Here is a 15,733-nt window from a genome sequence, read left to right on the forward strand (position 1 = left end):
CAGCATAGCATATCTGTTTAAGCTATATATTTAACCCATAACCGGAGATTTCGGCTTAAATACTCTCAGACGCAAGGCATTTCCCAGCACAAATACCGATGACAAAGCCATTGCCCCCGCGGCAAAAACCGGCGAAAGTAACACACCGAAATGCGGATACAGCACACCGGCAGCAATGGGAATTAATGCAGCATTATAAACAAAGGCCCAGAACAGATTTTGCCGGATATTTTTAATAGTTGCCTGACTCAGGGCAATGGCATCAGGCACGCCCTGCAGGTTACCTGACATCAGTACGACATCTGCCGCCTCAATGGCAATATCCGTGCCGGTGCCAATGGCCAGCCCGACATCTGCTTCGGCCAGTGCCGGCGCATCATTTATGCCATCTCCGACGTAGGCCACCTGACCATATTGCTGTTTTAGCCGGCGAATTGCATCAACCTTGCCCACCGGTAGTACTTCTGCAATCACTTCATCAATATTCAGCTGATCCGCAATGGCCTGAGCTGTATGTCGATTATCTCCACTGATCATGGCAACCTTCAGACCCTGTGCATGCAGTGCACGAATGGCGGCAAATGTTGTCTGTTTGACTGGATCGGCTACAGCCATGATCCCGGCAAGCTGATGATCAATGGCAACATACAGCGGTGTTTTGCCCTCTTTGCCCAGACGTGTGGCCATCTGGCTGAATATTGCAACCTCCAGCCCCAGCTGTTGCATAAAGCGATCAGCTCCGATATGAATCTCCTGTCCGGCAAGCCCTGCTTCAATTCCATAACCGGTCACCGAATGAAAGCCTGTCGGCTGTTCCAGTTTTAATCCACGTTTTTGTGCTGAGCTGACTATTGCCTGTGCGATGGGATGCTCGGATTTGCTTTCCACAGCAGCAACTTTTGCCAGTACATCATCTTCAGCAAAGCCATCCACCACTTCAAAATCAGTCACTTGTGGTCGGCCTTCGGTTAAGGTACCGGTTTTATCCAGTGCAATTACCCGTGCTTCGCTCAGGTTTTGTAAGGCCTCGCCCTTACGGAACAGGATGCCCATTTCTGCAGCACGCCCGGTACCCACCATAATGGCCGCCGGTGTGGCCAGTCCCATCGCACATGGACAGGCAATAATCAGCACAGCAACGGCATTCACCAACCCAAAACTCAGCGCAGGTTCCGGTCCATAAATCAGCCACACCGCAAATGTCAGCATGGCCAGTAACATCACCACAGGTACAAACCACATGGTCAGCTTATCCACCACGGCCTGAATCGGCAATTTAGCGCCCTGTGCCTGTTCCACCATTCCAATGATCTGCGCCAGTACTGATGCACTGCCCACGGTGGTCACCCTGATTTGAATATTACCGGTCTGATTGACTGTACCACCCACCACGGCTGCGCCCGGCGTTTTTTCCACCGGTATAGCTTCTCCGCTCATCATGGACTCATCCACAAAGCTCTGACCGGAAAGTACTTCACCATCCACAGCAATCCGCTCACCCGGACGGACCTCCACCTGCATGCCGGACTGTACATCTGAAATTGCAATTTCAGTGATCTGACCCTCCCTGATTACCCGCGCAGTTTTAGGCTGCATACGCACCAGTTGCTGAATGGCCTGAGAGGTATGGCCTTTGGCCCTGGCTTCAAAAAAACGGCCCAGTAAAATCAGTACAACAATTACCGCTGCTGCTTCAAAATACACATTCACGGTTCCCGGCGGTAACAGCTGAGGCATGAAGGTTGCCACCACAGAATAGACATAGGCTGCAAATGTGCCCACCGCCACCAGTGAGTTCATATCAGGGGCCAGTCTGAATAAGGCAGGAATACCGATCTGGTAAAAACGACGTCCAGGGAAAATCAGAATCAGGGTGGTCAGTACCCATTGGACGTACCAGCTGTTCAGGGTGCCCATCTGTGTGGCAATAAAATGATGAAAGGCAGGAATGAGATGTGACCCCATTTCCAGCATAAACACCGGAATGGCCATTGCTGCTGCAATCAGCAGATCACGTTTTAATGCAGTCAGTTCTGTCTCTTTTCTGTCCTGCTGTAATAAAGTCTGGCTGAACTGGACTGGTGTGGCCGCATATCCTGCCCGGGCCACAGCCTGAATCAGCAATTCCGTACCGACCTCAGCAGTCGCCTGAATCACGGCTTTTTCCGTGGCCAGATTGACATGGGCAGATTGAACCCCTGGAACATTGTTCAGTGCTTTTTCCACCCGTCCCACACAGGACGCACAACTCATGCCTTCAATACTGAGTTCAATCGGTGGCTGTATTACCTGATAACCTGCTTTTTCCACAGCCTGAACCAAATCAGCACGTGATACTGAAATATTTGATTCAACAAACGCTTTTTCTGTCGCCAGATTAACACTGACAGATGCAACACCCGGCACTTTTTGCAGTGCTTTTTCAACCCGGCCGACACAGGATGCACAGCTCATGCCTTCTATGGACAATGAATGGCTGTAAGTTTTCGGATTCTGCATCTGCATGTCCATTTCAACACCTCTGATCTGTTACATGGCAACTCTATATATTCAGCATAAAGATTCCAGTCATGGCAAGGTCAAGCCAGGCATTGAAAATTGATCAAACATAAAAAATGCCCCAACCTGATGTGGGGCATTTAAAAATACATGACTTATTTTATATTACGAAATAATGCCGGTGAGTCCACCATGACCGCTTCTGCACCCAGCTGACTGGCCAGACGATAGTCTTCCACGGAATTTACCCCAAATAGAACTACATGATTTTTACCTTCGGACCTGAAACAGCGCATAATTTCCTTGTCCCAGACAAAAGAAGCTTTGGACCGACCTTCACCCAAAGTATAGCTTTCGACCACTTCAACCTGGCGGCGCAATTCCAGTCCATGCCAGCCAACAGGTTCAGAAGAGGCCTGACAGTCATGCCCCAATGCAACCCGGCTGAGAATATCACGGGTGTCATCCCTGGCCACAAAGTATGGAATCCGCTGTGTCTGCTGTATGGCATCGGTATATTTACGCTCTGTGGAATACACTTTGACACGCCCCAGACTACCGGTATCTGTCAGTACGGATTTAATGGCATTTGCAATACCTGTCGGACTGGCATCCGGAGACTTGATGTCCAGATAAAATGTTGTGCGTGGATAACGTTGCAGGGTTTCCTTTAATGTTGGAATGCCAATACCCTGTCCCCGCCACGGATAAGTGGTCTGACCGGAACTGGATGTTCTTGCAATATTCCATCCGGCATCCAGTCTTTTTAACTGCGCCACGCTATATTGTGAGACTGCACCCTGTCCATCAGTCAGTGCATTTAAGTTAGTCGGACGATACAGTACAGGTATATTGTCGCTGCTGAGCTGGACAGTGACCCAGATAATATCTGCTTTATTTTTCAGGGCCTGATCAATGGCATAAAGCGTATTTTCAGGTGCATCGGCTGTTCCGCCGCGATGCGCTACAATTAATGGTTTTGCATTACTCATGACATAACCCGATTGTGTTTGTGCAATACTCAGTGTTGAAGCAGTACTTAAAGTCATACAGGCAGCCAATGCGACTAAACCGGTTCTCATCTGATGTTTTAATGTTGTAATAAGCATCTTAAACTGTTCCTTTTAATTGTGAAACGAAATCATAGCCTAAAACACTGAGTTTTGCGCCTAAATGTTAAGATTTTATGAAGAATACTGATACAAAATATAAATAGCTGCAACAGCGGTCCTGTATAAAACACTCAGAGACCTTGCATCCAGCCCGGTAGCCGGTTGTACCACTCTTTCACGACTGAAGTCGGTCTGCCCTTTCGGGTGGACAACGCCCTTTTATGGCAAAGTGAGCGGATTAATCCGGTTTTTTATCGTCTGAAACAAAATGTTAAATTTTTTTTCCAGGGTCATATCCTGACAAATATAACGTCATCATAGTCTTACCAGTGCAAAGTCAGCTGAGACTTCCCATATGGATTCTCAGTACTGATTTTTCAAAAATACATTACTTTTCAATAATAGTGCCAGGGAAATACCGGACCTCTTCATATAAAAAAACAGCAGTCGGTGACCAGGCCCCCCGACATTCAATTACAGCAGATCTGTTCATCCGGACACTGATATTCACATTTACGGGGAATGGACATCTACCATTTTTCAGATAAATACACGTATACTATCGCCCCGGGTACACCAACAGAAATAGTATTAAAGCTGATATATTTTAATCTGTTAATTTTATCAATAGAGTGTTTACCCGAACACCTTTTTTCGCCTCAATGCGATCTACATGGACAAATATTTAATTAATTAAAACTAAGGAGTTTAAATGAGACGGTCGTTTAAAGAAAAAACCTTAAGTATTTTAATGCGCAGTATTCTACTGGGCTCTCCGGTTTTTATTACCCCGCATGCTTTTGCTGCAGAGCCGCCAGGGGAAAGTGACGAGTTTAAAGCCAATTGGGGACTAAGCATCATTGGTGCACAAGCTGCCTATGACAAAGGTTATACAGGTAAAGGTGTTGCTGTTGGCGTCAACGACGGTGATTTTCCCGATGGCATTCACGAGCTGGTTGATAAAGTCACATATGTCACCCCCACTGCCGGTGGAACAGAACATACTCAGAACCTGAGCATTGGTAACAGTGTCTCAGCAGGATTCAACGCTGAAAATTATAATCATGGTGCTCACGTCAGCGGGATCATTGCGGCGAAAAAAGACGATCAGGGAATGCATGGCGTTGCCTATAATGCCGACATTTATGCACAAAACAAAAATAACAATATTTACTCGTTTCTGGACAGCACTCCGGTCCGGGTCATCAATAACAGCTGGGGCCGGGAGGGTGAAAGAGACTACGGCATTGACCCGGAAAATCCTGTGTACAAAGACCTGGTGGGTATAGATGGAACCAGCGTCAGCTCCAGACCTGATTTTAAAAATCTCACCAATAAAAATACACCGACCGAAACTCTGAATTCACTGCTGTCCCCCACATCAAAGATTACTGTTAAGGAAGCTGTTGATGCAGTGGATGGCATCGTTGTCCGTAATGGTATCCGCTATAATGTCGGCTCGGACAAATCCAATAAAAATGGTGGGATCAATCAGATCAGGGCCATTAAGGATGCAGCGAAACAGGGTGTGGTCAATGTCTTTTCGGCAGGTAATTTCAATTATTACAATGAACCCGGGACTTTTCAGGGCTTGCCTATAGTCTATCCGGAACTGCTGCCTAACTACCTGACAGTGAGCAATCTGACCCTGGTCCGCAGTGAAGAACTGAAAATTCCAGATGGCACTAAAATTATCAAAACAGCAAGTGGCATTGAGTTTATGGAGGTCGACTTCCAGGGGAAAAAATACTTACGTCAGACCAACCTCGCCCCTGGACAGGAAGACTATCTATGGGAAAGGTCCGGTACACAGATGAGATCAACTCAGATTCTGGTCAATGACGGGGCTACAAAAGAAACCCTGTTTACAGGTTCATCACAATGTGGTTATACCGCTTTGTGGTGTGTAGCTGCCCCGGGAACCGGAATTTACAGTTCTACATTTAAAGTTGAAGATGGCAAACTGGCCGATAATTACGAATATATGACCGGTACTTCCATGGCGGCTCCGCATGCGACAGGTGCGCTGGCGGTACTGATGGAACGCTTCCCCTATATGACGTCCGACCAGGTCACATCTGTCTTAAAAACCACAGCTGTTGACATGGATGAAAATGGCGTGGTGACGGATGGAAGCCCTAAAAAAATTGATAAATACTTTGGATGGGGCAAAATCAGCCTGGAAAATGGCATCAAAGGTCCGGCAATGTTCGCTTCAGCTGAAGATGTAAAAAGCATGCTTACCGATGATGTTAAAACAAATCTGGGGGATGACCTGGATAAACTGGCCGATACATTTGGCAATGGTGATTTCCATGTCAACATGGGTGAAGGTGTAAAATATGACACAGGCACCTCGCGGGAACGAAGCTGCGATGCAAAAGAATGTACATTTGACACCTGGTCAAACGATATTTCAGGTAGTGGTGGCCTGATTAAACAAGGTGATGGTACCCTGCAGTTGTCAGGTAACAATTCTTTCAAAGGCAATACGCAACTGAATGAAGGCGGTATTGATATCACAGGTTCCGTGTCCTCTGACATTATTGTGAATAATGCCGGGACACTTTCCGGTCAGGGCCAATCTGGCAATATTGAAATCAACGGAGGGAAATTTACCCCGTCCCGCTATAATCAAAACGGTTTCAGTACCTTTACTATTAATGGTGACATTAAATTCAGCCCGGATGCGACCTACTCTGTCAAAATTAAAAATGAAAATGAACAAGTGGATAAACTGGTTGTTCGTGGTAATGCTTTCCTCAACGATGCCAACTTCCAGACCTACGAACAAACACCGGATAAACTACTGGAAAAAAATGATGTCAGCCGTTACCAGGGGCATGAATACACCCTGATTGATGCGCAGAAAATTAATGGCATATTTAACAGCAATTACCTGAACTCCATCGCCACTGCAGATGTACAGCCTGAATTGGCGAAATCTGAAGAAGACAAAAAACTTAAACTACAATTTAAGGACTTAGCCGAAGAAAAAGCCGCCGCTGACAAAGCTGCTGCTGATAAGGCTGCCGCCGATAAAGCTGCTGCAGACCAGGCTGCCGCTGACAAAGCTGCTGCTGATAAGGCTGCCGCCGATAAAGCCGCCGCTGACAAAGCCGCCGCTGACAAAGCTGCTGCTGATAAAGCCGCTGCTGATAAAGCTGCTGCAGATAAAGTTGCCGCCGATAAGGCTGCCGCGGATAAAGCTGCTGCTGATAAAGTTGCCGCGGATAAGGCTGCCGCTGACAAAGCCGCTGCTGATAAGGTTGCTGAAGAAAAAGCTGCCGCGGATAAGGCCGCTGCCGATAAAGCTGCCGCAGATAAAGCCGCCGTCGATAAAGCCGCTGCTGACAAAGCTGCTGCTGATAAAGTCGCCGCAGATAAAGCTGCCGCAGATAAAGCCGCTGCCGATAAAGCTGCCGCAGATAAAGCCGCTGCCGATAAAGTTGCCGCGGATAAGGCTGCTGCTGATAAAGTTGCTGAAGAAAAAGCCGCTGCTGATAAGGTTGCCGCCGATAAAGCTGCTGAAGAAAAAGCCGCTGCCGATAAAGCTGCTGCTGATAAGGCTGCCGCTGATAAAGTTGCCGCAGACAAAGCTGCTGAAGAAAAAGCCGCCGCGGATAAGGCTGCTGCTGATAAAGCTGCCGCCGATAAAGCCGCTGCTGATAAAGTCGCCGCCGATAAAGCTGCCGCGGATAAAGCCGCTGCAGACAAAGCTGCCGAAGATAAAGCTACTGCTGAAGAAAAAATTGCGATTGAGACAGCTGCAGCAGAACAAAAAGCTGCTGAAGAAAGAGCAATGTTGCTGCAACAGGCAAAAGCCGAAAAAGCAGCCCGAATCGCTTCAATTCATGGTGATATTCTGAGTGAAGAATTACATGACATGGATCGCAGTCGACGATTGATCAATCAACGTTTGCGTCATGCTCAACGTAATGAGAACAATAATAACGTCTGGATTGACTTTACCGACTCAGACGGTAAATCCCGCTCAAATGAATCAGGTGCTTTCAGCAATATTCTGGTCCATAACTACGATGTCCAGACCCACGGCTTTGCTTTCGGGGCCGATACAACAGTAGATCACTGGACCCTGGGACTCATGGGCTCAGTGAACTATAAGGATATCGATAATAAAAATGAGGCCTCTGCCAAAGTTGATAACTATCAACTGGGCTTATACACAGGCGTCAGTATTGACCAGATCAACTTACGTTTAAGCGGCGTGATGGGACGTAATGAGATTAAATCCAAATTTAATGACGCAGACGATGGTCAGTTTACTGCAAAATATAATGGCCGTACCTGGCAGGCCAATGCAGAAATCGGTTACGTTATTCAGTATGGCAGCCTGTCTTTCGAACCCGTGCTTGGTCTTAGTTATGATTATGTGAAAAACAACGATTTTTCACAAAGTAATGGCTTTTACTCACTGGATGGTGAAGAAAAACATTTCGACCGTCTTTCTTCCATCGTTGGACTTGATGTATCTAAAAAATGGGTTGCCGGTGAAAACACCACATTAAGTTTAAATGGTGGACTGGCATGGCAGAACACACTTAAACATACAGGTGATGGCTCCAGACTGACTTTTGTATCAAACAATGATTTGATCTCTGGTGCAGTAGGATCTGTTGATGTGCCGGACAGTAAAAACGCCGCAATCACCAATATTGGTTTCCATGTTGGAATTGCAAACACACATGATTTTTCAGTCAATTATGAAGGACAATTCTCTGAAAAATATAATGAAAATGGCGTAAGACTCAGATATGAGTATAAATTCTAAGCGACGAATATGAGTTACAGAATATCAACCACAGGGTGCTCAGGCGTCCTGTGGTTTTTTTCGTGAAGGATGCTCCTTTGCACTTTCAAATGACTTTACGCAGACATGACTTACTTTTGTTATAGCGACTATCCCAAACCCCGCTTTATCTCCCCGCCACAGTCGTTTAGAATGGCTTAATTAAAATGACTTTTTACATCAAAAAAATATGTCATCACAACGATATTCCCAGCACAGGAGCATTGGACTTTAACATGGTCAAACAACATATTACCCTGATTCTGCTGGCCGGCGTCGCCCTGGCCGCCTGCGCCAGAACGGCAGATACCGCACAAAAAACACCGTCCCCCGAACTGCAGCAAAAAATTCAGCAACTGGTGCAAAAAACTAAAAAAAATATGATTTTTGTCGAAGGCGGCTCCTTCATGATGGGCGATTTCGGGCCCATCACCCGCAAGGATAAACTGCCGATTACCGGTCTGTATGCTGCCATGCCGGTACATAAAGTTACGCTGGACAGTTTCAGCCTGAATGCCTATAAAACCACCTTTGAAGACTTTGATATTTATACTGAAGCAACAGGACAACCCAAAGTCGGGATGCAAGAAATCTCTAAAATTAAACGTGTTCCTAATGCACCGGCTGGGATCAGTTGGCAACAGGCCCATGATTATTGTCAATGGTTAGGTGAACAAGTGGAGATTCCGATGAACCTTCCGACCGAAGCCCAGTGGGAATATGCAGCACGGAATCGTGGTGAATACATTATTTACCCAACTGATAATGGAGAGTACGAACTGGGCCGTAATGTCTGGAGTGATGAGCAAAGACGTGAATTTAGTAAATCTGTTCCAGAGGCTGATGGAATGAAAATCCCAGTTCTGGGTAAATTCCCGCCAACCCCACTGGGTTTTTATGATATGGCCACCGATAGCTATGAATGGATGTCGGACTGGTTTGATCCAAACTATTATAAAGACTCACTTGAAAAGAATCCACAGGGCCCTGCAACAAGCACATTAAAATCTATTCGCAGTACCTTCCAAGTTGGTGCTGCCCAAAGTCTGCAAATCGGTGGAAGTGTCACCACAATCTACCGAGGTGGTAAAGAACCTAATCCACAATTTGATAAAGATGATCAAGAGAATCCACAATATATCAATATAAATGGCTCAACTTCAGCACGTTGTGCTTCAAACCATTCTCAACCATTTATCGAACAAAAATAAATCGCCCTCACTTAACATGGATGGCCATTAGGTGATCCATGTTTTAGTATCAGTTTCGGTATATCTTGTTATATCAAGTTCTTCAATCGGCTGTGGAGCCTGTGCCATAAACAGCTCCGGTTTTTGTAAGTGCTGGGCAATCTGCACCTGGCGGAACTCCTGGGTATTAAAGCTGGCAATTTTATAATCCTTAGGGTAGGCCAGTATCCGCTGGCCGCGCATCTGCAAATAGGCGTCAATATATGTATAGTCGCCCTTCACATACGGCATGTACTGGAGACCCCCGCTTTATCTCTCCGGCACAGTCGTTTAGAATGGCTTAATTCAACTGAATTTTTACATCAAAAAAAATATGTCATCACAACGATATTCCCAGCACAGGAGCATCAGACTTTCACATGATCAAACAGCATATCGCCCTGATCCTGCTGGCCGGCGTCGCCCTGGCCGCCTGCGCCAGAACTGCGGATACCGCACAAAAAACACCGTCCCCCGAACTGCAGCAGAAAATTCAGCAACTGGTACAAAAAACTAAAAAAAATATGATTTTTGTCGAAGGCGGCTCCTTCATGATGGGCGATTTCGGCCCCATCACCCGCAAGGACAAACTGCCGATTACCGGTTTATATGCAGCCATGCCGGTACATAAAGTCAGGCTGGACAGTTTCAGCCTGAATGCCTATAAAACCACCTTTGAGGACTTTGATATTTACAGCGAAGCCATCGGACTGCCCAAAGTCGGTATGCAGACAACATCCATAAAATTACGTGTACCTAATGCCCCGGCTGGAATCAGCTGGCAGCAGGCCCATGACTACTGCCAGTGGCTGGGCCAGCAGGTCGGCATCCCCATGAATCTGCCCACCGAAGCCCAGTGGGAATATGCGGCAAGGAACCGTGGTCAGTATGTGATTTACCCCACTGACAATGGTGAATATGAACTGGGCCGTAATGTCTGGAGTGATGAACAGAGACGTGAATTCAGTAAATCTGTGCCAGAGGCTGATGGAATGAAAATCCCAGTTCTGGGTAAATTCCCGCCAACCCCACTGGGTTTTTATGATATGGCCACCGATAGCTATGAATGGATGTCAGACTGGTTTGACCCCATCTATTATAAAACCTCCCCGGAACAGAATCCACAGGGCCCGGCCAGTGGCGAACTGAAATCAGTCCGCAGCAGCTATCAGGTCGCTGGTGCACTGGATTTACAGATCGGCGGCAGTGTCACCACCATTTACAGGAAGGGGATGCAACCCAATCCACAGTTTGACCCAGAAGATAAAAGTGCTATTAGGAGTATAAATCCGAATTTTTCAACTTCCGTGCGTTGCGCTTCCAATGCAGCTCAGCCCTTTTTAAACAAATAGATAAAATCTGTGGATGGCATTATGCCATCCATGTTTGCTCTTTAGACGCAGATGTATAACTCTCCATATCCAGCTCCTCAATTGGTCGTGGTGCCTGTGCCATAAACAGCTCCGGTTTTTGTAAGTGCTGGGCAATCTGCACCTGGCGGAACTCCTGGGTATTAAAGCTGGCAATTTTATAATCTTTTGGATAAGCCAGAATCCGCTGGCCACGCATTTTCAGATATTCATCGATATATTTATTGCCCGAGCGATAATTGGCCGGAAAGGCATGGTCCTGGTTAATCAGGGCAATAATTTCCTGCAGGTTGGCCAATGGCAATACTCCGTTGCTTCCCAGGTTTAAAAATTGCAGCAACTCCTTCTCATTTTCGGCGATGCTTTTGCTGGATTTCTCACCCTCTGGGCTCATGTGCTGCAGGGTATTGGTCCAGTGACTGACCACAGTCACACTCTTAAATAGATTAATCACCGCCTGTTTATGTTCAGGCAGTTCATGTTCCTTCAGGTTTGCCATCAGCCACCAGCCCTCACTCTCTGTAGGATCAAGCATGCGGCTGAGCAGGCCATGCCGGGTAATATGATATAGTCACCCTTCACATACGGCATGGACTGGAGATCCTGCTTTATCTCTCCGCCACAGTTGTTTAGAATGGCTGAATTAAACTGACTTTTTACATCAAAAAAATATGTCATCACAACGGCATTCCCTGCACAGGAGCATCAGACTTTCACATGATCAAACAGAATATCGCCCTGATCCTGATAGCCGGCATCGCCCTGGCCGCCTGCGCCAGAACTGCGGATACCGCACAGAAAACACCGTCCTCCGAACTGCAGCAGAAAATTCAGCAACTGGTACAAAAAACTAAAAAAAATATGATTTTTGTCGAAGGCGGCTCCTTCATGATGGGCGATTTCGGACCCATCACCCGTAAGGACAAACTGCCGATTACCGGTCTGTATGCAGCCATGCCGGTACATAAGGTCAGCCTCGACAGTTTCAGCCTGAATGCCTATAAGACCACCTTTGAGGACTTTGATATTTACAGCGAAGCCATCGGACTGCCCAAAGTCGGTATGCAGAAAGTTTCTAAAAAACTCCGTGTACCTAACGCACCCGCCGGAATCAGCTGGCAGCAGGCTCAGGACTACTGCCAGTGGCTGGGCCAGCAGGTCGGCATCCCCATGACTCTGCCCACCGAAGCCCAGTGGGAATATGCCGCAAGGAACCGTGGTCAGTATGTGATTTACCCCACCGACAATGGTGAATATGAGCTGGGCCGTAATGTCTGGAGTGATGAACAGCGCCGTGAAGTGAACCGGCCGCTGGGTACAAGTATGAAAGTCTCTATCCTGGGTCGTTTCCCACCAACCCCACTGGGTTTTTATGATATGGCCACTGACAATTATGAATGGATGTCTGACTGGTTTGACCCCACCTATTATAAAACTTCACCCGAACATAATCCGCAGGGGCCGGCCACAGGTGAACTGAAATCAGTCCGCAGCAGCTTTCAGGTCGCTGGTGCACTGGATTTACAGATTGGCGGCAGTGTCACCACCATCTATAGAAAAGGAGTGCAACCCAGTCCACAAATTAATAAAGAAGATACTGAATATGCTAATCCCAATGATTTTCTTTCAGCCCGCTGTGCCTCCAATGCGTCCCAGCCTTTTACAGACTCATAAAGCATAGCTTCAGAACAGCGGAGTAGCTTCAGGCCATCCAGCTGGTGTCGTCATCGGTCGGTCTGTAATCTGCAACATTCAGTGCTTCGATGGGTTTTGGTGCCTGTGCCAGGAACATTCCCGGTTTTTGTAAGTGCTGGGCAATCTGCACCTGGCGGAACTCCTGGGTATTAAAGCTGGCAATTTTATAATCTTTTGGATAAGCCAGAATCCGCTGGCCGCGCATTTTCAGATATTCATCGATATATGTATTGCCCGAGCGATAATTGGCCGGAAAGGCATGGTCCTGGTTAATCAGGGCAATAATCTCCTGCAGGTTGGCCAATGGCAATACCCCGTTGCGTCCCAGGTTTAAAAATTGCAGCAACTCCTTCTCATTTTCGGCGATGCTTTTGCTGGATTTCTCACCCTCTGTACTCATATGCTGCAGGGTATTGGTCCAGTGACTGACCACAGTCACACTTTTAAACAGGTTAATTACTGCCTGTTTATGTTCAGGCAGTTCATGTTCCTTCAGGTTTGCCATCAGCCACCAGCCCTCACTTTCCGCAGGGTCCAGCATGCGGCTGATCAGACCATGCCGGGTGATATGATATAAATAACAGCCACGACTTTCCGGACTCAGGTATTTAAGCCATTGTGATACGTCGCTGTTTATTTTCCTGACAATCCTGATCCGCTGTTCTGCAACCTGCATCCTTGAAGTAAAAATATCAAATTGCCGGTTAATTACTGCAATACCTTGTGAGAAAATATTTTCATTTTCAAATGGCAGCATCATACTGACTTGATGCAGTACCATAAATGTTTCATGAGTCATATACACCAGTTTCTTAAAGGAGGCATAGGTCAGCTGGTAGGCAATAAACCGGATCAGCATGCTGATATTCTTAAAGTCCACCATAAACTCCAGTGAACCCTTCCCTCCAACCCCATAACAGGCAGCAATACTGGCCCGGAAACGGAATGCTCCATCATTGTAATACAGTTTAAAATCGGCACTGCCGCCAATCCCGGCACTTAAGCCCAGCGTCGGGGAGATTCTGGCCAGGTCGGTAAAGTCTTTCGGGTTTTCCGGGTCCAGCCACTGCAGCCCGCCAAAGGGGGTAATACTGGCCTGCATGCCGGCAAAGGCGTCAATACCGGCATTGAAGTGATTATCCGGGGAAATTTTGTCGTCCATCTGGCCTTTTTTCAGTTTTAAAACAGACCGTCCGTTCCTGACACTGTCTGCAATGGTGGCCTTCGGGTCCCGGGCCACACTGGAGAGCATCTGGCTGGTGCCTTCATTGCCGGCAGTCACTGCAAAGGCCGCAGAGGCTGCAAAAACTGCACCGGCAAAACCATAAATTTCCGCACCGCAGATAAAACGGATTGCCCCCAGTGGGGTGTCATCCACTTCCATAATCCAGCCGTTCAGACTCGGATAGGCCCATAACCACTTTTTCTTACCTTCCAGCAGCACCATTTTGGCCTGGGCATAGGCCGAACCGGACGCCTGAAAGCCTTTGGTTCCCCATTTCACCGTACCATCATAGCCGGTGCCGGCAACCAGACGCAGCCACTGCGCCTGCACATCCACCGTGGAGGATTCACTGGTTTTATAGCTTTCCGCCAGTTCTGTAGAGGTAATGCCGAATATTTTCGGGTCAGGCACCCAGGTGGCCGACTTCCCCCCCTTGGTTTTATAAATTTCGACGTGAATATCCTGGATGGTCTCCATGAATTTTTCTTTGAACTGATCACTGTCAATGGTCATGGCCGTGCCTTCCCTGATGCCGGCCTTCGGGGTATCCGGCGAGTTTTTCCAGGGCACCTGATATTTCAGCTGGTATTCAAATTTATTCTGACGGTTATTTTTATTCTGCAGATGCTGACTCTGACTGGTATATTTACGCACTGCATTCAGCTTCTGCTGCCCATCTGCAGTCGTAAACAGCTCAAATGCCAGTACTTCCTTCAGATCAGCCTTGTTTTTAAATTTCTGATTCAGCATCTGAATGGCTTCATCCTGGGCAATGCCCATGTTTTTCTCAGCTTCCCTGATCTGCTCCGGGGTTCTGGACTCCAGCGCCATCAGGGTATTCAGCCTTTCACGGCTCTGGTGCAGATGGTTGAATACCGTCGACAGGCTGGTTGAAATCTCATTGAATGATCTGAAATCGTCAGGACTCAGTACGTAGATTTCATTGCTGACCGGATCAACAATCACCGGTATATTCTTTTTACCGGCCAGTAAGACGGTATTTTTTTCATCCGGTGCCGTCATTGCCTGCACTGTTTTGACATACTGGTTGACAAAAAGCGCCTGATGTTCAAAAAATGGCTGCACCGCTTCGGTCACCACCCGGACCTTGCCCAGATCACCGCCATAAAATCTGAATTTCAGCGGCTGTTCACTGTAGTGCTGCCCGGTCAGCCCGGCTGTCCGCGTTCTGAGTTGTTTCAGCTCCCGGTTATTTTCCCTGAGGATGACTCCATTGCGGTCCAGTACATCATAGTTCAGCCGGGTTTTATAGCTGTGTTTTAAATGGTCTTTCAGCTCGACCATAATATGAGATTTCAGCCGCAGTGCGACCACCTTCACCGGTGGCGGTTTACTGAGCATCGGCGTCACCGGCTGAGATGATGCAGACGGACGGTTTCCTGCAGATTTTAAAACAAGTGGCGTGCTCTGTTGCGTCCGCTGACCTGCACTGCCGGGAAGCCCATATTCAAAGTTCAGCGGTGTACTGCCCACACGGCTGAGCTGATCCACCGTTGGATTATTCAGTAAAATGGCACCTGCATCAGCATATTCATGCACGGATGGCACCAGGTAGCCGCCCTTGCCATTGTTCATTTTCGGATTGAAGATCAGCAGCCTGACCATAGTGGAAACATCCACTTCAAAGACTGCAGTTTTACCCTGTGCCGTTGTTTTCCCCTGCACCAGTATCTGCCCCCTGGCCAACACGCTGTATGCAACACCGGACAGAGGGGTTTTACTGGACTGACCGGCAAACAGCTGGAATTGATATGGGGTTTTCATAAGCCACC

General features: G+C 47.5%; 9 protein-coding genes. 4 read left to right on the forward strand and 5 right to left on the reverse strand.

The window, feature by feature from the left end; all coding sequences use genetic code 11:
- Positions 1-30 precede the first annotated feature (30 nt).
- Together ACT6PV_RS07110 and ACT6PV_RS07115 are read right to left on the reverse strand one after the other, a co-directional pair.
- Positions 31-2,511, reverse strand: coding sequence for a heavy metal translocating P-type ATPase (locus ACT6PV_RS07110; RefSeq protein ID WP_445115713.1), 2,481 nt, complete (start codon positions 2,509-2,511; stop codon positions 31-33).
- A 143-nt stretch (positions 2,512-2,654) separates the two neighbouring features.
- A complete protein-coding gene (locus ACT6PV_RS07115; RefSeq protein ID WP_445115714.1) occupies positions 2,655-3,608 on the reverse strand; it encodes a glycerophosphodiester phosphodiesterase family protein in 954 nt (317 codons plus the stop codon).
- Between the two features lie 715 nt (positions 3,609-4,323).
- On the opposite strand from ACT6PV_RS07115, the gene ACT6PV_RS07120 reads away from it, so the two are divergent.
- On the forward strand, positions 4,324-8,403 hold the full coding sequence (locus ACT6PV_RS07120) for a S8 family serine peptidase (RefSeq protein ID WP_445115715.1): 4,080 nt from the start codon (positions 4,324-4,326) through the stop codon (positions 8,401-8,403).
- Positions 8,404-8,657: 254 nt separating this feature from the next.
- A complete protein-coding gene (locus ACT6PV_RS07125; RefSeq protein WP_445115716.1) occupies positions 8,658-9,632 on the forward strand; it encodes a formylglycine-generating enzyme family protein in 975 nt (324 codons plus the stop codon).
- A gap of 27 nt (positions 9,633-9,659) precedes the next feature.
- Here the strand turns inward: ACT6PV_RS07125 and ACT6PV_RS07130 are convergent, their stop codons facing one another.
- On the reverse strand, positions 9,660-9,902 hold the full coding sequence (locus ACT6PV_RS07130) for a hypothetical protein (RefSeq protein ID WP_445114936.1): 243 nt from the start codon (positions 9,900-9,902) through the stop codon (positions 9,660-9,662).
- A 128-nt stretch (positions 9,903-10,030) separates the two neighbouring features.
- Between ACT6PV_RS07130 and ACT6PV_RS07135 the strand changes: the two genes are divergently transcribed.
- Positions 10,031-11,002: a formylglycine-generating enzyme family protein gene (locus ACT6PV_RS07135; RefSeq protein WP_445115717.1), complete on the forward strand. Its 972-nt coding sequence runs from the start codon at positions 10,031-10,033 to the stop codon at positions 11,000-11,002.
- A 19-nt stretch (positions 11,003-11,021) separates the two neighbouring features.
- Here the strand turns inward: ACT6PV_RS07135 and ACT6PV_RS07140 are convergent, their stop codons facing one another.
- Positions 11,022-11,555: a hypothetical protein gene (locus ACT6PV_RS07140; RefSeq protein ID WP_445115718.1), complete on the reverse strand. Its 534-nt coding sequence runs from the start codon at positions 11,553-11,555 to the stop codon at positions 11,022-11,024.
- Between the two features lie 182 nt (positions 11,556-11,737).
- On the opposite strand from ACT6PV_RS07140, the gene ACT6PV_RS07145 reads away from it, so the two are divergent.
- Entirely contained in the window at positions 11,738-12,694 is a 957-nt protein-coding gene (locus tag ACT6PV_RS07145; protein ID WP_445115719.1) for a formylglycine-generating enzyme family protein, read from the forward strand.
- Positions 12,695-12,722: 28 nt separating this feature from the next.
- On the opposite strand, the gene ACT6PV_RS07150 is transcribed toward ACT6PV_RS07145, so the two are convergent.
- Complete coding sequence (locus ACT6PV_RS07150) at positions 12,723-15,725, reverse strand: hypothetical protein (RefSeq protein ID WP_445115720.1); 3,003 nt, start codon at positions 15,723-15,725, stop codon at positions 12,723-12,725.
- Positions 15,726-15,733 lie beyond the last annotated feature (8 nt).

This window comes from Acinetobacter sp. WZC-1, assembly GCF_052544965.1.